Source organism: Promicromonospora sp. NPDC050262 (assembly GCF_040655935.1).
Lineage (GTDB): Bacteria > Actinomycetota > Actinomycetes > Actinomycetales > Cellulomonadaceae > Promicromonospora.
Map to the genome: position 1 here is coordinate 172329 of NZ_JBFAKX010000008.1, position 20089 is coordinate 192417.

Annotated in this window: 20 protein-coding genes and 1 riboswitch; of the genes, 6 read left to right on the forward strand and 14 right to left on the reverse strand. The window is 73.8% G+C overall.

Going from position 1 to position 20089, the window contains the following annotated elements; genetic code table 11:
- Positions 1-71: 71 nt before the first annotated feature.
- Positions 72-251: riboswitch (cyclic di-AMP (ydaO/yuaA leader) on the forward strand.
- Together AB0I29_RS14505 and AB0I29_RS14510 are read left to right on the forward strand one after the other, a co-directional pair.
- Positions 252-1136, forward strand: a complete 885-nt coding sequence (locus AB0I29_RS14505) for a C40 family peptidase (RefSeq protein WP_285108636.1) — start codon at positions 252-254, stop codon at positions 1134-1136. It abuts the riboswitch before it with no gap.
- A 108-nt stretch (positions 1137-1244) separates the two neighbouring features.
- Complete coding sequence (locus tag AB0I29_RS14510) at positions 1245-2225, forward strand: NAD(P)-dependent oxidoreductase (protein ID WP_357482418.1); 981 nt, start codon at positions 1245-1247, stop codon at positions 2223-2225.
- 83 nt (positions 2226-2308) lie between these two features.
- Here the strand turns inward: AB0I29_RS14510 and AB0I29_RS14515 are convergent, their stop codons facing one another.
- The 9 genes from AB0I29_RS14515 to AB0I29_RS14555 form a co-directional block, all read right to left on the reverse strand.
- Positions 2309-3490 carry a DNA-formamidopyrimidine glycosylase family protein gene (locus AB0I29_RS14515; RefSeq protein ID WP_357482420.1) on the reverse strand — a complete coding sequence of 394 codons (1182 nt, stop codon included), beginning with the start codon at positions 3488-3490 and terminating at the stop codon, positions 2309-2311.
- A complete protein-coding gene (gene rnc, locus AB0I29_RS14520; protein WP_357482423.1) occupies positions 3483-4319 on the reverse strand; it encodes a ribonuclease III in 837 nt (278 codons plus the stop codon). The genes AB0I29_RS14515 and rnc overlap by 8 nt, the downstream gene beginning before the upstream one ends.
- A gap of 1 nt (position 4320) precedes the next feature.
- Complete coding sequence (rpmF, locus tag AB0I29_RS14525; protein ID WP_108495103.1) at positions 4321-4515, reverse strand: 50S ribosomal protein L32; 195 nt, start codon at positions 4513-4515, stop codon at positions 4321-4323.
- 2 nt (positions 4516-4517) lie between these two features.
- Complete coding sequence (locus tag AB0I29_RS14530) at positions 4518-5072, reverse strand: YceD family protein (RefSeq protein ID WP_285108654.1); 555 nt, start codon at positions 5070-5072, stop codon at positions 4518-4520.
- Between the two features lie 184 nt (positions 5073-5256).
- Positions 5257-5769: a pantetheine-phosphate adenylyltransferase gene (gene coaD / locus AB0I29_RS14535; RefSeq protein WP_357482425.1), complete on the reverse strand. Its 513-nt coding sequence runs from the start codon at positions 5767-5769 to the stop codon at positions 5257-5259.
- Positions 5766-6512: an RsmD family RNA methyltransferase gene (locus AB0I29_RS14540; RefSeq protein WP_357482427.1), complete on the reverse strand. Its 747-nt coding sequence runs from the start codon at positions 6510-6512 to the stop codon at positions 5766-5768. The genes coaD and AB0I29_RS14540 overlap by 4 nt, the downstream gene beginning before the upstream one ends.
- Positions 6513-6622: 110 nt before the next feature.
- A complete protein-coding gene (locus AB0I29_RS14545) occupies positions 6623-7600 on the reverse strand; it encodes an endonuclease/exonuclease/phosphatase family protein (protein WP_357482429.1) in 978 nt (325 codons plus the stop codon).
- A 112-nt stretch (positions 7601-7712) separates the two neighbouring features.
- Complete coding sequence (locus AB0I29_RS14550) at positions 7713-9998, reverse strand: ATP-dependent DNA helicase RecG (protein ID WP_357482432.1); 2286 nt, start codon at positions 9996-9998, stop codon at positions 7713-7715.
- Positions 9995-11713 carry a DAK2 domain-containing protein gene (locus AB0I29_RS14555; RefSeq protein ID WP_357482435.1) on the reverse strand — a complete coding sequence of 573 codons (1719 nt, stop codon included), beginning with the start codon at positions 11711-11713 and terminating at the stop codon, positions 9995-9997. Before AB0I29_RS14555 ends, AB0I29_RS14550 begins: the two co-directional genes overlap by 4 nt.
- A gap of 319 nt (positions 11714-12032) precedes the next feature.
- On the opposite strand from AB0I29_RS14555, the gene rpmB reads away from it, so the two are divergent.
- Both rpmB and AB0I29_RS14565 read left to right on the forward strand, forming a co-directional pair.
- A complete protein-coding gene (rpmB, locus tag AB0I29_RS14560) occupies positions 12033-12230 on the forward strand; it encodes a 50S ribosomal protein L28 (protein ID WP_119143026.1) in 198 nt (65 codons plus the stop codon).
- Positions 12231-12381: 151 nt separating this feature from the next.
- Positions 12382-12891 carry an N-acetyltransferase gene (locus tag AB0I29_RS14565; protein WP_350224601.1) on the forward strand — a complete coding sequence of 170 codons (510 nt, stop codon included), beginning with the start codon at positions 12382-12384 and terminating at the stop codon, positions 12889-12891.
- Between the two features lie 152 nt (positions 12892-13043).
- Here the strand turns inward: AB0I29_RS14565 and AB0I29_RS14570 are convergent, their stop codons facing one another.
- Positions 13044-14111: a thiamine-phosphate kinase gene (locus tag AB0I29_RS14570; RefSeq protein ID WP_357482438.1), complete on the reverse strand. Its 1068-nt coding sequence runs from the start codon at positions 14109-14111 to the stop codon at positions 13044-13046.
- Positions 14112-14265: 154 nt separating this feature from the next.
- Between AB0I29_RS14570 and AB0I29_RS14575 the strand changes: the two genes are divergently transcribed.
- Together AB0I29_RS14575 and AB0I29_RS14580 are read left to right on the forward strand one after the other, a co-directional pair.
- A complete protein-coding gene (locus tag AB0I29_RS14575) occupies positions 14266-14757 on the forward strand; it encodes a DUF3515 domain-containing protein (protein WP_285107299.1) in 492 nt (163 codons plus the stop codon).
- Positions 14754-15533 (forward strand): TetR/AcrR family transcriptional regulator, encoded by a 780-nt coding sequence (locus tag AB0I29_RS14580; RefSeq protein WP_285107298.1) that lies wholly within the window; start codon positions 14754-14756, stop codon positions 15531-15533. Before AB0I29_RS14575 ends, AB0I29_RS14580 begins: the two co-directional genes overlap by 4 nt.
- A 27-nt stretch (positions 15534-15560) precedes the next feature.
- Here the strand turns inward: AB0I29_RS14580 and AB0I29_RS14585 are convergent, their stop codons facing one another.
- The 4 genes from AB0I29_RS14585 to AB0I29_RS14600 all read right to left on the reverse strand — a co-directional run bounded on the left by AB0I29_RS14585 (position 15561) and on the right by AB0I29_RS14600 (position 20022).
- Positions 15561-16094, reverse strand: coding sequence for a hypothetical protein (locus AB0I29_RS14585; protein ID WP_357482441.1), 534 nt, complete (start codon positions 16092-16094; stop codon positions 15561-15563).
- 64 nt (positions 16095-16158) lie between these two features.
- The gene (locus tag AB0I29_RS14590; protein WP_357482443.1) at positions 16159-17340 is read right to left on the reverse strand and encodes a D-alanine--D-alanine ligase family protein; all 1182 of its coding nucleotides are present in this window, start codon (positions 17338-17340) and stop codon (positions 16159-16161) included.
- Between the two features lie 61 nt (positions 17341-17401).
- On the reverse strand, positions 17402-18430 hold the full coding sequence (locus AB0I29_RS14595) for a DUF389 domain-containing protein (protein ID WP_285107294.1): 1029 nt from the start codon (positions 18428-18430) through the stop codon (positions 17402-17404).
- A 5-nt stretch (positions 18431-18435) separates the two neighbouring features.
- The gene (locus tag AB0I29_RS14600; protein WP_357482446.1) at positions 18436-20022 is read right to left on the reverse strand and encodes an AMP-binding protein; all 1587 of its coding nucleotides are present in this window, start codon (positions 20020-20022) and stop codon (positions 18436-18438) included.
- Between the last annotated feature and the right edge of the window lie 67 nt (positions 20023-20089).

Sequence of the window (20089 nt, forward strand, 5' to 3'; positions counted from 1 at the left end):
TGTGACCTAATCGTGACATTTCCGCAACGGACGAGTACGGTCGATCTCGCCGCTCCAGAAACGGGGAGGTCCAGGCCCGGACGCCGAATCCTGTCACCGGTCCTGAGCAGCCAGAACGTGACAGGGGCGGGGGAACCAGGTAAGCCGGGCACGCGAGTGTCCTCGGGGTGAAGCCTCCTTGTGAGGCCGGGTGATCGCTCTCCCCATCCGAACCCGACAGCTCACCTCGTAGGCGTCCGAGGAGATCACTGGTGACCGTACTCACCGACCGCACCCACGACTGGGCGGACGACCAGGCAAACCGACCCAGCAACCGGGGGCGGCACCGCGCCGAGGGCCCCGCTCTCACCCCCTTCACCGCCCTGACCCAGACAGCAGCCGAGAATGCCGCCCGTACCGGCGCCATCGCGGTCGTCACGTCCGGCATGCTCGCGTCGGTCTTCACCCAGACCGCCCACACCGCGCCTGCCGAGTCCCACACCCAGACCACGCTCGCCAACAAGACGTTCGACACCAAGACCCGTGCGGGTCTCGCCGAGAACCTCGTGACCAAGGTCCAGGTCGCCCACGACGCCGACTTCCAGGCCGAGCAGGGCCACGTCACCGTGACCCCGTACGCCGAGACCGAGGCCGGCATCGCCGAGGCCAAGGCGAAGGCCGAGGCCGAGGCTCGCGCCAAGGCAGAGGCGGAAGCCAAGGCGAAGGCCGAGGCGGAGGCGAAGGCCGCCGCCGAGGCTGCCGCGGCAGCGGCCGCCGAGGCCGAGGCCGCCGTGGCGGCAGCCGCCGAGTCCTCCGCGGACCTGGGGCAGCAGGCCGTCAACCTCGCCCTCGAGTACGTGGGCGTGCCCTACGTGTGGGGCGGAGCCTCCCCCAGCGGCTTCGACTGCTCCGGGCTCATCCAGTACGTCTACGCCCAGCTCGGGGTCAGCCTCCCGCACAGCTCGGCCTCGATGTCGACCGTCGGCTACCAGGTCTCCGCCGCGGAGGCCCAGCCGGGCGACATCGTCTGGACGTCCGGCCACGTCTCGCTCTACGCGGGCGACGGCATGGTCGTCGAGGCCCAGCAGGAGGGCGTCCCCGTGCACTACACGGAGATGTGGCAGACCAACCCGGTCTTCATCCGGGTGACGGGCTGACGCCTCCCGCGTCGCACTTCGGGGCGCCCGTCCCGGCCGTCCGAGGAGGATCCTCGGCAGGCCGGACGGGCGCTCTGCTTCGTGTCCCGGTCGGGTAACGTCCCCGGCGTGAAGATCCTCGTACCGGACGTGCCCTTCGACCTCGACTTCCCGTCCCTGCTGCCCGACGGCGGCGCCTCCTTCGCGCCCGGCGGCACCGACACCGTCGCCACCTACGCGATGAACGAGCCGATCCCCGCCGAGCACACCGACGCCGAGCTGCTCGTCACCTGGTCCAGCCCGCCCAAGATCGTGGCCGACGCCGCCGAGCGGCTGACCGGCCTGCGCTGGGTGCAGACCCTCTCCGCGGGACCGGACGTCGCGCTGCGCTCCGGGTTCGCACCCGACGTGGTCATCTCCTCCGGGCAGTCCCTGCACGACGACACCGTCACCGAGCACGCGCTGGCCCTGATCCTCGCGTCGGTCCGCCGGATCGACGTGTCACTGGCCGCGCAGCGGGAGCACCGCTGGGCCAAGGAGATCGCGTTCGCCCAGGCCGACGGCGTCACCGGCCGCGAGTACTCGCTCGACGGCGCGCGCGTGACGATCTGGGGCTTCGGGTCCATCGCGCTACGCCTGGCACCCCTGCTGACCGCGCTCGGCGCGCAGGTCACGGGCGTCGCCTCGCGGGCGGGCGAGCGCTCCGGCTACCGGGTGGTCGACGCCGGCGGCCTCGACGCGCTGCTGGCCGAGACCGATCTGCTCGTCTCGCTCCTGCCCGCCGTGCCTGCGACGCGGCACATCCTCGACGCCCGGCTGCTCGGCCTGCTGCCGCCGTCCGCGCGGTTCGTGAACGTCGGCCGCGGCGCGACCGTGGACGAGGCCGCGCTGGAGGACGCCCTGCGCTCCGGGCGGCTGGCCGGCGCGGCGCTCGACGTCATGGAGACCGAGCCGCTGCCCGCCGACTCGCCGCTGTGGGACGTGCCGAACCTGATCCTCACGCCGCACGTCGCGGGCGGACGGCCCCGCGGCGCGGCCCGCTTCCTGGCCGAGCAGCTCACGGCCTGGCGCACGGGCAGCGACCTCCGCAACGTCGCGACCCGCTCCTGACGCCTCGTCGAGTGCTGGGTATGTGTTGCTCCGAGCGCTTGGAACCAACACATACCCAGCACTCAACGGTGCGGGGCGGACGGTCAGAGACCGCGCGGGCGCGGCTGGCAGACCGGGCAGCTGAACGACGACCGATTCATGAACGCGTCGCGGCGCACCAGCGCACCGCAGCGGCGGCACTCCTCGTTCTCCCGGCCGTACACGGCGAGCGACCGGTCGAAGTACCCCGACTGGCCGTTGACGTTGACGTACAGCTCGTCGAAGCTCGTGCCGCCCTGGGCGAGCGCCTCGCGCATCACCTCGGCCGCCGAGTCCAGCACGCGGCGCACGTCCGCCACCCGGAGCTTGTCGGTCGCCCGGGCCCAGTGCACCTGCGCTCGCCACAGCGCCTCGTCGGCGTAGATGTTGCCCACGCCGGACACGACCGTCTGGTCCAGCAGCGCGCGCTTGACCTGTGTCCGACGGCGGCGGAACCGGCCCACCAGGGCGTCCAGGTCCAGGTTCGGGTCGAGCAGGTCGCGCGCGATGTGTGCCACCGGCTCGGGCAGCACGGGCAGGTCGGAGCCGTGGCCGGCGGGAACGCTCGGAGCCGACGGAGCTGATGCGGCCTGCGGAGACGCCGTGCGCGACGGCGCAGTGATCGGCCGCCGAGCGCCCGACGTCGCGGCAGCACTCGCCCGGGGCGCGCTGCCGTCGGGCACGAGGTCCTGGACGCTCAGGTGCCCGAAGGTCCGCTGGTCCACGAAGTCGAGGTACCGCGCGCCGGAGGGGGCGCCCTCCAGGTGCAGGCGGACCCGGAGGTGGGGGTGCTGCCAGTCGTCCGCCGCGTCGGCGGCACCGGTCGGGATCCGGGCGGGCTCCTCGCCCGGGGCCGCGGTCGGCACGGCACCGCGCACGAGGAGCTGGCCCGACATCCCGAGGTGCGCCAGCAGGGCCGCGGCGGGGCGGGGTTCGGCGGGGGTCGCGGGCTCGGCGGGCTCGGCCGCCGGGGCGGGGTTCGCCGACGGGGCCGCATCGGGCGCCGGCGCCGGGGCCGAAGCCGAAGCCGCGGCCTCGGGCTCCGTCAGCGGCAGCCAGAGGAACTTGCCGCGGCGCACCGCGGCCGCCAGACGCTGTCCGGTGAGCTGGTCGCGGAAGGAGTCCGGGCCGCCGTCGTGCCTGCGGACGCTGTACTCGCGGAAGACCTCGACCTCGCGCACCACGGCGCCCACGACGAGCCGGTCGAGACCGTCACGGACGGTCTCGACCTCGGGGAGCTCAGGCACCGGCGGCCGGCGCCTTGCTCGCGTCAGACTTGCTCGCGTCCGGCTTGCCCGCGTCCGGCTTGCCCGCGGGAGCCTTGTGCGCAGCCGACGCGTCGGCGCCGTCGGCCTTGTCGGGCAGCGGGAACTTCTCCAGCAGGGCCCGGTAGGTCTCCTCCGCGGCCCCCTGCTCGGCGTGCTTCTTCGCGGTGCCGGAACCCGACCCGTAGGTGACGCCGTCGATCACGACGGTCGAGTGGAAGACCCGTGCGTGCTCCGGCCCTTCGAACGTGGCGATGTAGTCCGGCGAACCGAGACCGCGCTCGGCGGACGCCTCCTGCAGCGAGGTCTTCCAGTCGAGGCCCGCGCCCAGCCCGGCGGCGACGTCGAGCGTCGGGTCCACCAGCCGGTGCACCAGCGCGCGCGAGGTCTCCAGGCCGTGCGACAGGTACGTGGCGCCGATCAGCGCCTCGACCGTGTCGGACAGGATCGAGTCCTTCTCGAAGCCGCGCGTGCGGATCTCACCCTTGCCGAGCAGCACGTACTTGCCCAGGCCGAGAGTGCGTGCGATCGCGGCGAGCGCGCGCTGCGACACCGTGGCCGCGCGCATGCGCGCCAGGTCGCCCTCCGACTGGTCCGGGTGGCGCCGGTACAGCGCCTCGGTGACCACCAGCCCCAGCACCGTGTCGCCCAGGAACTCCAGACGCTCGTTGGTGGGGATGCCCCCGGCCTCGTGCGCGAACGACCGGTGGGTCAGTGCCAGCACAAGAAGCTCGGGGTCCAGATGGACCCCGAGCTTCTCGAGCAGCGCGGTAGGTTCCGGCCTCGCCGGGGCCGTCCCGCCCTTGGCCACGTCAGCCCGCGTGAACGGTCTTCAGGGCGTCGCGGTAGGTGCGACCCTTGTAGGTACCGCACGTCGGGCACGCCGTGTGGGGCAGCTTGTTGCCCTGGCACTGCGGGCAGGTCGTGAGGGTCGCTGCGGTGGTCTTCCACTGCGAGCGACGCGCACGGGTGTTGCTGCGCGACATCTTGCGCTTCGGAACAGCCACGGCTAGCTCTCTTTCGTCTCGTCCGACACGCTCGTAGGTTCGAGCATGCTCTGTAGCGCCGACCAACGAGGGTCGACCACGTCATGGTGATGACCGGGGTCATCCGCCAGGCGGGCTCCGCACTCGGAGCACAGGCCCGGGCAGTCCTCCCGGCACAACGGTTGAAATGGTAGTGCAGTCACGACCGAATCCCGAAGCGAGGGCTCCAGGTCGGCCATGTCGTCCTCCAGCACGGACTCCTCGTCCTGGACGTCGTCGTCCCCCGCCTCGGCCGACGCGGCGGCCTTCTCGGGATAGGCGAACAGCTCGGTGACGTCGACCGTGAGCTCACGGGAGATGTCGTCGAGGCAGCGGCTGCACTCGCCCTTGACCGTGCCGCGGACGGTGCCGGAGACCAGCACGCCCTCCATCACGGACTCGAGCCTCAGGTCCAGCTCCAGGTCAGAGCCTTCCGGGATACCGATCACGGCGGTGCCGAGGTCCGACGGCGCCTGCACGGTCAGGCTGTGCGTACGCATCGTTCCGGCACGCCGAGAGAGCTCGTGCGTGTCGAGCACGAGCGGCGAGTTCGGTTCGCGGGAGATAACAGGCTCCGATGAGGGCAGAACGAGGACAGCGTCCGGATGGACGATGAGGGGGGTGGACCGGCGCTCAGCCACGAAGGTGACCCAAGCCAGGGACCAAAAAGCAATCCTACGACATGGAACGGGCGTCACGCGCGCCCGTGCGGGGTGACAGGGCTCACGAGCCCGCGGCAGGCCGTCCCAGCGCGGCTCGCAGGGCCTCCGTGACTCCCGCCGGGACCAGGTCGTCGACCGGCCCGCCGTGCCGCACGATGTCCTTGACCAGCGACGACGCGACGTGCGCGTACCGCTGGTCACCCGGCAGGAAGATCGTCTCGACGCCCGAGAGGTGCCGGTTCATGAGCGCCATCGGCTGCTCGGCGTCGAAGTCCCCGCCGCCGCGCAGGCCCTTGACGACGGCGACCGCGCCGATCTCCCGGCAGAAGTCCACCAGCAGCCCGGGCACCACGGCGACCTGCACCCGGGCCAGCTCCGGCTCGGCCTCGGCCGCGGACGCCAGGGCCGCGCGCACGAGCCCCGCGCGCGTCTCGAGGTCCAGCAGGCCGGACTTGCCGGGGTTCTTCGCGACGCCAACCACCACGTCGTCGAACATCGTGGTGGCGCGGCGGACCACGTCGAGGTGGCCGAGGGTGATGGGGTCGAACGAGCCGGGGCAGACGACGGTGGTCACGCGCCCACGCTATCCGACGGCGCCGGGCCCTCGTCCCCGGGCGCGGCGTCCTCGGGCGTGGTGTCCGTCGGCTCCGCGTAGTAGACGGCCGTCTCGCCGTAGTCCTTGCGCGCGAACGGGGCCAGGCCGTCCGGCCAGGCCGGCTCCGGGGTGCGGGTCGAGCGCTCGACGACCACGACGGCGCCGTCGGCAAGCACTCCCGGCGTCGCGAGGTGCGTCAGGACGACGGCGAGGTCGTCCTCCGCGAGGTCGTAGGGCGGGTCGAGGAAGACGAGGTCGAGCCCGCCGACGCCGCCGCCCGGGACGCCCGCGCCCGCACCGCCCGCCGCACCGCCCGCGCCCGCACCGCCCGCGCCCGCCGTGCCCGCAGCACCGCCCGCCGCGGACGCCACGCCCGTCGCACCGGCGACCCGGCCCGCCAGCGCGGCCGCGAACCGCTCGGCGCTCTCCGTGGTGACGCGCACCCCGGTCAGGCCGAGGGCGGCGACGTTCTTGCGCGCGACGTCGGCCGCGGCGCGCGCGCTGTCCACGAGGGTCACCGCGACCGCTCCGCGGCTGGCGGCCTCCAGCCCGAGCGCGCCGGAGCCGGCGTAGAGGTCGAGCACGCGGGCGCCGTCGAGCACGTCGAGGTGCTCCAGCCGGGAGAAGATCGCCTCGCGGACTCGGTCGCTGGTGGGGCGGGTGCCCTTCGCGGGCACCGCGATGGACCGCCCGCCCACCGATCCCGCAACGATCCTGGTCACGCCCACGACCCTAACCCGCCCGCCGAACCGTTGAGTGCTGGATATTTGCCCTTCTGGCACACGAAAAAGGGCGAATATCCAGCACTCAGCGGGTCGGGCGGGGCTGGGGGTCAGGACCAGGGGGTGTCGACGTAGGCGACGACCGGGAGGTGGTCGCTGGCCGTGCGGGGCAGGGCGCGGACCTCCGTCACCGTGGCGCCGCGGGCCAGGACGTGGTCGATCTGCGCCAACGGGAACACCGCGGGATAGGTGAACTCGAACCCGGTGGTCGGCGCGGTGACGAGGTTGGTCAGCGGCGCGATCGCGTCGTCGGCCAGCACCGCGTTCAGGTCCCCCGCCACGACGACCGTCTCGGTCTGCTCGGCGTCGATCGCATCCGCGAGCCGCTGGCCGCTCGCGTTGCGCAGGCCCGTCTCGAAGCCGCCCGTGCCGAACCGGACGGACGGGAGGTGCGCGACGAACAGCGCGACGCCCGCGCCCTCGCGCTGGATCACCACGCGCAGGCAGCGGTCCCAGGACGCGTCGACGCCCTCGGGCCGGATGTCGACGGCCTGGGCCCCCTTGAGCGGGTACCGGGACCAGATCCCGACGGTGCCCTGGGTCTCGTGGTGCGGCAGCGTCTCCGCGAACGCCTGGGTGAACTGGTCCGCCGTCGTGTCGGACACCTCGGTGAGCGTCACGACGTCCGGCTCGGCCGCGAGCAGCACCTCGGCGGTGCCCTCGACGTCGGTGTTGGTGTCGCTCACATTGTGCTGCACCACCGTCAGGTCGCCCGGCGGGGCGGCCTCGGCACGGATCTGCGGCAGGAAGACCCAGATCCAGGCCGCCAGCGGCAGCAGGACGGCGAGGACCGCGAGCGCCGACCGCCGCAGCAGCGCCGCGAGGATGCCGAGCGGCACCGCGAGACCGAGCCAGGGCAGGAAGGACTGGACGAGGCTGCCGAGGCCTCCCCAGCGGTTGGGCACGTACTCGTGGGCCACGAGGAGCAGGGCGGCGAGGACGGATCCGAGCGCGAGCAGCCTCCCGCGCTGCCACGCGGTCTTCGCGGGCCTGCCCGTGTGGATCGCGTGCCTCGCATCGACCGTCACGGGCGGGGACTCTATCGGTTGTATGTTTCGGGCGTAAGGAGTGAGTCATCCCGTTCGTGGTAGGCCTCGACCCGGCACCGCCGTCCGACCAGGTCAGACCGGTCAGGCACCGTCAGGTGCGCTCCATGAACTCCTCCTGGTCCTCGTCGAGCTGCGCGCGGATGGCGCGCGCCAGCTCCGGGAACTCGGTGAGATCGGGGGACGCCGCCACGACGTCGGCGGCCGCGGTGCGGGCCTCCTCGATGAGCCCGGCGTCCTTGACCACGCGGAGCAGGCGGAGCGAGCTGGCCCGGCCGGACTGCGCGGCGCCGAGCACGTCACCCTCGCTGCGGAGCTCCAGGTCGAGGTTGGCGAGCTTGAAACCGTCGGTGGTCTGCGTCATGGCCTCCAGCCGGGCGAAGGCGGGTGTGCCGGGTTCGGCGTCGGAGACCAGGAGGCACAGGCCGGGGTCGCTGCCACGCCCGACCCGGCCGCGGAGCTGGTGGAGCTGGGAGATGCCGAACCGGTCGGCGTCGAAGATCACCATGGCCGTGGCCTCGGGGACGTCCACGCCCACCTCGACCACCGTGGTGGAGACCAGCGCGGGTGCCGCCCCGGAGGCGAAGGCGGCCATGGCGGCGTCCTTCTGGTCCGGCGGCATCTGCCCGTGCAGCACACCGATCTCGATCCCGGCGAGCTCCGGCCGCGAGCGCAGCTCCTCGACCACCTCGAGCACGGCCCGCAGCGGCGGCCGGTCCGCGGCGCCCGCGGCGCCAGGGTCTGCAGGGTCCAGGAACTCCGGCACGTCGTCGAAGTCCTTGGCCGGGACCTTCGGCTTCTGGCCGTTCTTCTCGTCGTTCTCCTCGTCCGGGTGGATCCGCGCGCACACGACGTAGGCGCGGCGGCCGGCGTCGACCTCCTCGCGCACGCGGGCCCAGGTGCGGTCGGTCCAGCGGACGTTCCCCGCGGGGACCGCGACGGTCGTGATGCCCGCGCGCCCGGCCGGCACCTCCGTGAGGGACGACGTCTCCAGGTCGCCGAACACCGTCATCGCGACGGTGCGCGGGATGGGGGTGGCGGTCATGACCAGGAGGTGGGGCGACACGCGCCCCTTGGCGCGCAGCGCGTCCCGCTGCTCGACACCGAACCGGTGCTGCTCGTCCACCACGACGAGGCCCAGGTCGGCGAACTGCACCTGCTCCGACAGCAGCGCATGCGTGCCGACCACGATGCCGGCCTCCCCGCTGGCGGCCTGCAGCAGCGCCTCCTTGCGGGCCTTCGCGCCGAGCGAGCCGGTCAGGAGCGCCACCCGGGTGCTGGCGCCCGCGCGCTCGGCGCCGAACAGGGTGCCGCCGTCGGCCAGCGGGCCCAGCAGGGCGCGCAGGGTGCGGGCGTGCTGCGCGGCGAGCACCTCGGTGGGGGCGAGCAGGGCCGCCTGGCCGCCGACGTCGACCACCTGGAGCATGGCCCGCAGCGCGACCACCGTCTTGCCGCTGCCCACCTCGCCCTGCAGCAGCCGGTGCATCGGGCGGGGCCGGGCGAGCTCGGCCGCGATCTCGTCGCCGACCTGGCGCTGGCCGTCGGTGAGCGCGAACGGGAGGGACGCGTCGAAGTCCGCGAGGATGCCCGGCTGCCCCGCCGGCAGCGGCGGCCGGGCGGTCGCGTCCTCGGCGGCGGTGCGGGCCCGGCGCTGCGCGAGCGCGGCCTGCAGCACGAACGCCTCCTCGAACCGCATGCGGTGCCGGGCCTGGTACGCCTCCTCCAGCGTGGCGGGCCGGTGGAGGCTGCGCAGGGCGGCGGCCCGTCCCGGCAGGCCCTGGCGCTGCCGCACCTCGTCGGGCACCGGGTCCGGCACGTCGGCGTCGGTCAGCGTGTCCAGCACGACGCGCAGCGCGCCCTGGACCTTCCAGCTCGGGATGCCTGCGGCCGCCGGGTAGATCGGGATGGGCTTGGTGGCGTGCTCCAGCAGCGCCTCGTCGCTGTCGAGGTCGGACTCCTCGCCCATCAGCGTGAAGTCCGGGTGCGTGAGCTGGCGGGTACCCCGGTACAGGCCGACGGTACCCGTGAACAGGCCCTTCGCGCCCGGGACCAGGCGCTTCTCGTGGTTGTAGAGCGAGCCGCGGTGCTTGCCGAAGAAGGTGAGCGACAGGCGGCTGGTGCCGTCCGTCACCACCACCTCCATCAGCGCCCCGTTGCGGTTGCGCATGGGGCGCACGGTCGCCTGCTCGACCCGCGCGAGGATCGTCACGTGCTCGCCCACCTCGAGGGCCGCGATGTCCGTGAGCGCGCCCGGGTCGGCGTACCGGCGCGGGTAGTGGCCCAGCAGGTCGCCCACGGTCGTCAGCCCCAGCTTGCCCAGGGCGGTCGCGGTCCGTTTGTCGAACGCGCGCTCCAGTCGCTCGTCCACCCGTTCGCTCATGCGTCCACCTCCGGCTCCGGCGCGACGGTCTCCGCGCCGAGATGCACCCCGTCGCCCGGGCGGCCGGTCGACAGGACCACGAGCTCGGCGTCCGGCGCGCACCCGCCGAGAGCGGCGGCGAGCCCGTCGGCCAGGTGGCCGGGCACTCCGGCGTCGAGCAGCGCCGTCACCACGATGGTGCCCGGTCCGGCAGCCTGCTCCAGCACGTCGACGGCGGCCGCGGCGGATGTGTCGTGGACGGTCAGCCCGGCGAGGGCCTCGCCCACGACGGCGTGCGCGTCGACGGGGTCGCCGGCCTGGTCCGGCAGCCCGACCGGCAGCAGCGTGCCGAGCGCCGCGAGCGCCACGACGGCGTGCACGTCGGTGGCCGACGGCACGGTGATCAGCTCGTCGACGTCGAGCGCGTCGGTCCCCGCGGTCACCCCGGGTGCCCCCAGGAGCAGCACCCGCCGGGCACCGGTCGAGGCGGCGGCCCGCTCGACGTCGTCGGCCACCAGGTCCTCCACGGTGGCGCCGACCCCGCCCGTGAGGAGGACGACGGCGCCCGCGCGCGCGAGCTCTCCGGCCAGCCCGGGCGCCGACGTGGCGGCCACCACGCCCCACTCGTGCTGGCCGGCCGCCGCGAGGTGCCGCACGTGCACCTGCGCGAGCGTGCCCGTCCGCGCGGCGTCGGCCGCGATCGCGAGCGCCCGGTCCAGGTGGTCGGTGTGCACGTGGGCCTGCCAGACCGCCGTGCCGGTACCCGCGTCCCCGCCGACGACGACCACCGAGTCGCCCACCTCGGCGAGGGCGCCGCGCAGCCCGGCGGCGACCGTGTCGGCCTGCTCACCGGCGGGGCCGGTGAGGACGAACATGAGCTCGAGGGCGCCCGAGCCGGCACCGTGCGGCTCGGCCTCGCCGCCGGGCGCCGACGACAGGGCGTCGCCCGCGCCCGGCACGCGCGGCAGCGCACCGGCGTCGAGAAGCTGGTCCAGGGTCACGGCGTCCATGCTGCCGCGCACCACTGACACTCCGCCTGCGTCCGGGTCGCCGACGGCCGGTCCGCCGGCTCCGGCCGCACCGGCGGCCGCGACGACGAGCGCGTCGAGCACGAGGACCAGGCCGAGCGCGCCGGCGTCGAGCACGCCCGCGGTGCGCAGCACGTCGAGCTCGTCCCGGCTGGCCCGCGCGGACGCCCGGGCCGCGGCCGCCGCGGCTGTCACCACGGGCAGCGGCCCGGCGTCGGGTCCGGCGGCGCGCGCGGCCGCCCCCGCGGCGTCGGCCGCCGAGAGGATGGTGCCCTCGGCGGGCACCGCCACCGCGGACCGGGCGGACGCCGCCGCCCGCGTGAGCAGGTCCGCCGTGGTGCCACCGCGCCGCGCGGCGACGGCCAGCCCGCGGAGCCACTCGCTGAGGATCACGCCGGAGTTGCCGCGCGCGCCCAGCAGCGCCGCCCGGGCGAGCGTCGCCAGGAGCCGCGGTCCCGTGGCGTCCGCGGGTGCCGCGGCGACCGCCCGGTCGCCCTCGCGGAGGGTCAGGTAGAGGTTGGTGCCGGTGTCGGCGTCCGCCACCGGGAAGACGTTGACCCGGTCGATCGCCTCGCGCTCGCGCCGCAGCGCCGCCGTGGCCCCGTGCGCCCAGGCGCGCACCACGCCCGGGTCGTCGAGCCCGGCACCGGGCGGGTCCGCCCGGGGACCCGGCTCAGCCGTCCGGCTGCCGCTGTCGACGTCGGTCACGCTCTGCCCTCCTGCACCTGGTGTCGCGAACGACCGGCCTGCCCGGGCACCCGCTCGGACGGATCCCACCGTACCCAGCGCGTGGGACGATTGCGTCCGGCCGTTCACAGGCCTGTGGGCAGCCCGCCCGGTCCCGGCGGTGTGACGCAGCACCCCGCGGCTACGGTTTGAGGGCGCGGCCTGCCATCAGGTACTCTGTCGAAGTTGCCTGGAACGCCAAGAAGCGTTGATTGCTCCGAAGTCTCCAGGCGTTCCCTTTAGACCACCATCACGTCGTGCTGTCGTTATGCACAGGCGTGCACGACATTCAGGAGACACCGTGGCTGCCAACTGCGACGTCTGCGGCAAGGGCCCGGGCTTCGGGCACAGCGTTTCGCACTCCCACATCCGCACCAAGCGCCGCTGGAACCCGAACATCCAGCGCGTCCGCGCGATCGTGGGCGGCACTCCCAAGCGCGTCAACGTGTGCACCTCCTGCCTCAAGGCCGGCAAGGTCACGCGCAAGGTCTCGGCCTGACGCTGCCGCAGCCGGGTCGCTGACGCGACCCGCACAAGCTTGACGAAGACGCTCGCCGGTTCGCCCGGCGGGCGTTTTCGGCGTTCCAGAACCTTCATCTGGGGCCAAAGAAGTGGTTGCGCCCAACACCGCACGGTGAAAAGGTAAGGTCATGATGGCACCGGAAGACGTGACCATCCGCCCAGCAACGACGACCGACGCTCAAGCAATCGCTCGTGTCGACATCGCCTCTTGGCGTGGTGCTTACTCTGAGATCCTGCCCGACTCGTACCTGGCCTCGCTCGACATCACCGACCGTGCCGGGCAGTGGACGGCGGCCGTGACCGCGCGAGATACGACGGTGCTCGTCGCCGAGGACGAGAGCGGAACCATCGGGTTCACCAGCGTGGGTCCGTGCCGCGACGAGGACGCCGAACCCGGCGACCTGGAGATCTACGCCATCTACCTGCATCCCCGTGCCTGGGGCAGCGGCGTCGCGCGCGACCTCATGCGCACCGTGCTCGACGGGCTGGACTCGGGCTCCGTGACGCTCTGGATCCTGGAGGGCAACGAGCGCGCCCAGCACTTCTACCGGCGGCACGGGTTCCAGCACGACGGCACCGAGCGCATCGACGAGATCGGCGGCCAGCCGCTCACGCAGCTCCGGTTCCGCAGGCGCTGACCCACGGGCAGGTTCGGCAGTTCGCACCGCAGATTCGGCAGTTCGCACCGCAGATTCGGCAGTTCGCACCGAGATCGGTCCAGGGCTGTGCCGATCTCGGTGCCAGCTGCCGAACCCGCGGGGGATGTGCCGACCTCACGACCGCGGCAGCCTCATGCCCGGAAGTGGTCCCAGCCCGGCCCGACGTCGGGCTCCGCGCCGCCGATGGTGACGGCCGGCCCCTCGCCCGGCTCCCGCACCAGCCCGACGGCGGTCCAGCCCGCCGGCAGCGGCACGTCCGCGGGGAACGTGGCGAGCAGCCCGTGGTCCTCTCCCCCGCCCCAGATCCAGCCGTCGAGCACACCGTCGACGTCGGACCGGCCGGGGCCCCACCCGGGGTCGCCCAGGCCCGACGCCGCGGCGACCGCCCGCGCGGCCGAGCGCAGCTCCTCGCGGTCGGCGGCGAACGCCCCGGCATCGAAGTCGATCCGCACACCGCTCGCGACGGCGAGCCGCCCCGCGTCGCGGAGCAGCCCGTCGGACAGGTCGAGCATCGCCGTCGCCCCCGCCTCGGCGGCCGCGACACCCGCGGCGAGCGGCGGCTCGGGCCGCAGGTGCGCGGACACCAGCCGCTCCCAGGCGTCCTCGAGCACCACGCCCTCGCTGACCTCCAGCGGCACCGGGGACAGCGGCGCCCGCACCAGGCCCGCCTCCAGCAGCGCCAGTCCGGCGGCCGACCACCCGCGCACCCCCGCGTGCGCGACGACGTCGCCCGACCGCGCGCCCGACCGGAGCACCGGGGCACGTCCTTCCAGGTCACCGTGCACGGTGACGCTCACGACCAGGCAGGGGCCGCCGGACAGGTCGCCGCCCACGGCGCCCGCACCGGCCGGCGCGCAGCCGTCGGCCAGTCCCCGGGCCAGCCCCGTGACCCACTCCACGTCGGTGTCGCCGGGCACCACGAGGGACGTGACCAGCGCCGTCGGCCGGGCCCCCATCGCCGCGATGTCGGCGAGGTTCTGCGCCGCGGCGCGCCGTCCGACGTCGTACCCGGTGGACCAGCGCGCGCGGAAGTGGCGGTCCTCGACGAGCACGTCGGTCGAGACCACGAACCGCCCGTCGGGGGCGGCGAGCACGGCGGCGTCGTCGCCCGGGCCGAGCAGCGTTGCGCTCCCCCGGGGCAGCAGGGGGACGATGCGTTCGAGGATCTGCTCCTCGGAGAGGTCACGGACGCGGGTCACTGGAAGACCTTAAGGTGCCGCCCCGCTCCGGCGCGGCATCCGGCCCGGCGCGCGCGGGCCGCAGCGGTGCCGGACCCTGCGCGCGGGCCGTACGGTCACGAGCCCCGGGCGGGCGCCGGGGCGGGCACGCTCCCCGGACGGGTAACGTATCTCCGTGCTTCCCGCCCGAATCGTCACCCCCCGGACCGTCGCCGTGCTGGCCGCCGCGGCCCTCACCGCCGTGGCTCTGGGCGGCTGCGCGCGGACGATCGGGGTGGAGGTCGCGCCCGACGCCGCCGACCCGCTGTGCGCGGAGGTGCTGCTCGCCGTGCCCGACGAGCTCGGCGAGGACCTGCCCAAGGTGCCGACCGACGCCCAGGCCACGGCGGCCTGGGGCGAGCCGGGCGGCGCCGTCACGATGCGCTGCGGCGTGGAGCAGCTCGGCCCGTCCGGGGACTGCCAGCACGTGGACTCGGGCGACGGGACCACCGTCGACTGGATCGTCACGACCGACGACCAGGGCACCTGGTCGTTCGTCACCTACGGCCGCGACCCCGCGGTCGAGGTGATCGTCCCGCCCGCGGTCACGGACGACCACTCGACGTCGTTCATCGCCGACCTCGCCGATGCCGTGACCCAGGTACCTGCCACGAAGGAGTGTCAGTGAGCCCTGCCGTGACAGAACGACCCGCCACGGGGCAGCCGGCGACCGTCGATGCGGACCCGCCCGTCCAGTCCCGGCGGGAGCGCCTGCGTGACGAGCTGCACCGCGAGGTGCTCGACGCGGCCCGCCACCAGATCGCCGGGCAGCACGGCCTGAGCAAGCTCACGATGGCCGCGATCGCCAAGGAGGTCGGCGTCACGCCGCCCGCGCTGTACCGGCACTTCGAGAACCGGCAGGACGTCATCGCTCAGCTCTGCGAGCTGATCGTCGAGGAGGTGCTGGCCACGCTCGGCGCCGCCGTCGCCCGGCAGGAGCCCGGCGACGTCGCCGCGGCGCTGGTCGCCTCGACCCGCGCCTCCCTGGACTGGGCGGTCCGGAACCCGGCGGAGTTCGACCTGGTCATCGGCTCGGGCATCAGCTCGGAGCTGCCCGAGAGCCACGACCTCCAGCGCCGCATGGCGGAGATGATCGGCGGCCACTACGTGCCGCTGTTCCGCGAGCTGGCCGCCTCCGGCATCCCCCGCCCGGCCGACGACGAGCTCGACCCCGAGCTGGCCGAGCAGGTGCGCCGGTACCGCGACGCCGTGGGCGGCCAGGACCTGCCGCTCGGCATCGCCCACCTCATGGTGACGAGCTGGCGGCAGGTCTACGGCCTGCAGTGCATGGCCGTGTACGGGCACCAGGAGTTCGCGTTCGGCGACCACGTGGCGCTGCACGAGGACCTGGTGTCCTCCCTGCTGGTGCGGTTCGGCCTGGACCCGCACCCCACCGTGCGCTGAACACCGCCCGCTGAGACCCGGACCGGCTCAGCGCACCATCGAGTCCCGCCCCGCCTCCAGCGTGTGCAGCGAGTCTGCGTTCGAGATGAGCTGGATGCTCCCGTGGTAGGAGATCGACGGGTCCTTCATGGCCGCGCCCACCAGCTCGGCCAGCGCGGCGAGGTGCCGGGCGTCGTGCGCGCAGATCCGGTGCACGTGCTGGGAGGCCGTGACCATCTGCAGGGCGAACACCGGGTACTTCCAGATCGGCTTCCAGAGCCCGGTGCGCTGCCACGCGCGGGTCGCGGGCCACGCGAGTCCCGCGCAGGCCGTGGCGAAGGCGGCCTCCCACGGGACGTCGTCGGCCCCGGCCATGCGGAGCAGCAGCAGGACCACCGCGGCGATGCAGAACGGGTAGGCCACCTGGTTGGCCCAGGCCCCGATGGGCTGCGGCTTGGCCACGCCGATCACCTCGACCCGCATCACGTTGCCGAGGGCGAAGGAGGTCAGCCCGATGCTGAGCACCCCGTTCGCCACCCGCACGTCGCGCACCGCGTAGCTGTAGCGGGGTTCGCCCAGCATCCTGCCTCCTCATGCACCACCAGCCGGACGGTCCCGGCCCTGGTCAGAGGCAGAGTACAGGCGATCAGCGGAGGCCGGTGGGCCGTTCGAGGGCGAGCTGGATCAGCTCGTCGATCAGCTCCGGATAGGGCACCCCGGACGCGTCCCACATGCGCGGGTACATCGAGAACGGCGTGAAGCCCGGCATGGTGTTGATCTCGTTGACGACCACCTCGTCGTCGGGCGTGACGAACACGTCCACGCGGGAGAGACCCTCGGCGCCCACGGCCTCGAAGGTCCGCACGGCGATCTCCTGGACCTCCTTGATGACGTGGTCCGGCAGGTCGGCCGGGCAGGTCAGCTGCACCGCGGACTCGTCGAAGTACTTGGCCTCGTAGTCGTAGAAGCCGTTCTTGGTCTCGTCCGTGACCACGATCTCGCCCGGCAGGGACGCCCGCGGGCGCTCCCCGCCGCGGCCGCCGAGCACCGCGCACTCGATCTCCCGGCCGACGATGCCGGCCTCGACGATCACCTTGGGGTCGTGGCGGCGCGCCTCGGCGACGGCGGCGTCCAGCTCGTCCAGCGAGTCCACGCGGGAGACGCCGAGCGACGAGCCCGCGCGGGCAGGCTTGACGAACAGGGGCAGACCCAGGGGCTCGATCGTCCGCAGCACGACGTCCCGGCGGTAGTCCCAGTCCCCCGGCTTGATCACGGCGTACCTGCCGATCGGCAGGCCGTGGCCGGCGAGCACCATCTTCATGAAGTGCTTGTCCATGCCGACGGCGGACGCCAGCACCCCGGACCCGACGTACCGCGCGTCGGCGAGCTCCAGGAGGCCCTGGACGGTCCCGTCCTCGCCGTACGGCCCGTGCAGCAGCGGGAACACCACGTCGACGTCCGCCAGGGCGGACGGGACCTGGCCCGGCTCCAGCACGCGGAGCGACGAGTCGCCCACGGTCAGCGGGAGCACCACCTCGGCGTCGGACGCCGGCACCTCGGCCGCCTGGCCGTCGGTGATCGCCCAGCGCTCGGGCTCGTCCGCCGCGATGACCCACTGCCCGTTCGGGGTGATGCCGACGGGCACCACCTCGTACTTCGAGCGGTCGATCGCGCCCATGACGCCACCGGCCGTGGCGACGGAGATCCCGTGCTCGCCGGAGCGGCCGCCGAACAGGATCACGACGCGGGTCTTGCGGGCAGCGCCCGGCGTCGGCACGAGGTTCGTCGAATCCCCGGCGGAGGCTGGTTCAGGAGTGTGGTGCGACATCGCGCCCGACCCTACCCGAACGCCGCCGCCACCGGACGCCCCGTACCCGGCCGGCTCGGTCTCAGCCCGTGCTCTCGACCCGCTCGCCCACCGTGTGCAGCACGACCACCTCCGGCTGCCAGGGGACGATCGCGTCCACCTGGTCCTGCAGCGGAGCGACGTCGGGCACGGCATCCGGGCTGCGCACCTCGACGACAAGGTCCTGGCCCTGCCAGGTGACGTCCTCCACGGTGGCGTCGTTCCCGGTGCCCACCCACTCCTGCGCGGCCGAGCGGGCCTGGCTCAGCCAGAGCTCCGCGAGCGCGGCCTGCAGCGAGTTCGCCACCATCGGGACGGCCACGACCAGCACCGCGACGAGCGCGACGAGCACCGCCCTGCGCCGCCGCGGAACGGGCGCGCCCTGCCGCGCGGCGCGCGCGTCCTGGAGGTACCCGACACCCGAGAAGACCACGGTCGCCGCGATGACGAGGGCCACGGCGTTCGAGACGAACAGCAGCAGCGCACCCAGCGCGAGCGACGGCTGACCCTGGCCGAGGCACACGCCCACCACGCCCAGCGGCGGGACGAGCGAGATGGCGATGGCGATGCCCGGCAGGACGTCGGCGAGGTCCCGGCGTGCGAGCGCGATCGCCCCCGCGAACCCCGTGGCGAAGGCCGCGACGAGGTCCCCCAGCCCCGGCGACGTGCGCCCCGTGACCTGTGAGTTGGACACGACGTCCGACGTGGCGGGCAGGGCGAGGGCCGCGAGCAGGCCGAGCGCGACGACGACGACCATGCCCCCGAGCACGTAGGCGACGGACCGCGCGATCCGGCGACGCTCCCCGGTGACGATGCCGAGCCCGATCCCGAGGATCGGTGTCGACAGGGGCGCGATGATCATGGCGCCGATGACGGTGGCCGTCGAGTCCGTCGCGACGCCGGACACCGCGATCACCCCCGACAGCACCAGCATCGCCCAGAAGGCGGACCGCTTGGCGCGGGTCTCGCCGCTGTCGAGGTCGAGCCGGTCGGCCACCTCGGGCAGGGCTCGCCGCTGGCTCCCGGGGACGAGCGCGCCGAGCATCCTGCCCCGGCGCGGGGAGTTCGTCATCGCCGCTACCCCGCCGTCGCCCGCAGGTCCTTGCGCAGGATCTTGCCGGACGCCGACTTCGGCACCGCCTCGATGAACTCGACCGAGCGCACCTTCTTGTACGGGGCCACGTGCCCGGCGACGAAGGCGATGACCTCGGCCTCGGTCAGCGACGCCCCGGCCACCGGCACGACGAACGCCTTGGGGATCTCGCCGGCCTCCTCGTCGGGCAGCCCGATCACGGCGGCGTCCGCGATCTGCGGGTGGGAGAGCAGCAGCGCCTCCAGCTCCGCGGGCGGCACCTGGTAGCCCTTGTACTTGATGAGCTCCTTGAGGCGGTCCACGACCTGGAACACGCCGCCGGCGTCGACCGTGACGATGTCGCCCGTGTGCATGAACCCGTCGGGCTCCAGCGTGGCCGCCGTCGCCTCGGGGTTGCCCAGGTAGCCGACCATCACGTTCGGCCCGCGGCACAGCAGCTCGCCGGGACCGGAGACGCCCTCGGCGGGCTGCTCGATCTCCGCGCCCGTCGCCGGGTCGACGATCCTGGCCTCCATGCCCGCCACCAGCAGCCCCACCGAGCCGGACGGGATGTCCGCGCGGTCGAACGGGATGCAGTGCGAGACCGGCGACATCTCGGTCATGCCGTAGCCCTGCAGCACGCGCACGTGCTCGCCGAGCCGGTCGCGCACGGCGCCCGCGAGGCTCTCGCCGAACGGCGCCGCCCCCGAGAGCACGGCCCGGACGCTGGTCACGTCGTAGGAGTCCACCAGCGGGTGCTTCGCCAGCGCGAGCGCGATGGGCGGCGCCACGAACAGGAAGGTCGCCCGGTGCTCCTGGATCACGCCCAGGTACTGGGCCAGGTCGAACCGGGGCAGCGTCACGAGCCGGGCGCGGGTGCGCAGGGCCAGGTTGAGCAGCACCGTCATGCCGTAGATGTGGAAGAACGGCAGGACGCACGGCACCACGTCGTCGGACCCCACGCCGATCGCCATGGACTGCGCCACGTTCGCCACGAGGTTGGTGTGCGTGAGCATCACACCCTTGGGGCGGCCCGTCGTGCCCGACGAGTACGGCAGCACCGCGAGGTGGGTCGCCGGGTCGAACGTCACGTCGGGGGCCGGGCGCGGGTCGGCCAGGAGGTCGGCGAGGGACGTGCGGCCCTCGGCCCCGTCGAGCACCACGATCTGGTCGTCCTCGAGGCCGGCGTCCCTGGCCCCGGCCTCCCCCGCGGCGAGCAGCGCCGAGACGGTGATCATGAGCCGAGCACCGGAGTCGGCGAGCTGCTTGGTGATCTCCGACGCGCTGGACAGCGCGTTCACGGTGGTCACGGTGACCCCGGCGCGCAGCAGGCCGTGGAACACCGTCACGTAGGCGGGGACGTTCGGCGCGTGCAGGGCGACGACGTCGCCCACCCCGAACCCCCGCGCTGCCACGGCTCCCGCCACCGCGTCGATCTGGTCCCGCAGCGCGCGGAACGTCGTGGCCGCCCCGCTGACGCCGTCGACCACCGCCACGCGCTCCAGCTCCGCGTCCGTGATCGTGCCGAACAGGTACTCGTACACGCTGACGGACGGGATCTCCACGTCGGGCAGCGGGCTGCGGATCACCATGGTCGGTCTCCCTCGGTTCGGTGGCCGGACCCCCGTTGGTCCGGCCGGTGCGGCGTCAGGACGTGAT

Excerpts from the sequence above, each read along its gene's own strand:
- AB0I29_RS14590 (WP_357482443.1), bottom strand. The coding sequence starts at position 17,340 with ATGTCGCACCACACTCCTGAACCAGCCTCCGCCGGGGATTCGACGAAC.
- AB0I29_RS14565 (WP_350224601.1), top strand. The coding sequence starts at position 12,382 with ATGATGGCACCGGAAGACGTGACCATCCGCCCAGCAACGACGACCGAC.
- AB0I29_RS14585 (WP_357482441.1), bottom strand. The coding sequence starts at position 16,094 with ATGCTGGGCGAACCCCGCTACAGCTACGCGGTGCGCGACGTGCGGGTG.
- AB0I29_RS14600 (WP_357482446.1), bottom strand. The coding sequence starts at position 20,022 with ATGGTGATCCGCAGCCCGCTGCCCGACGTGGAGATCCCGTCCGTCAGC.
- AB0I29_RS14595 (WP_285107294.1), bottom strand. The coding sequence starts at position 18,430 with ATGACGAACTCCCCGCGCCGGGGCAGGATGCTCGGCGCGCTCGTCCCC.
- AB0I29_RS14550 (WP_357482432.1), bottom strand. The coding sequence starts at position 9,998 with ATGAGCGAACGGGTGGACGAGCGACTGGAGCGCGCGTTCGACAAACGG.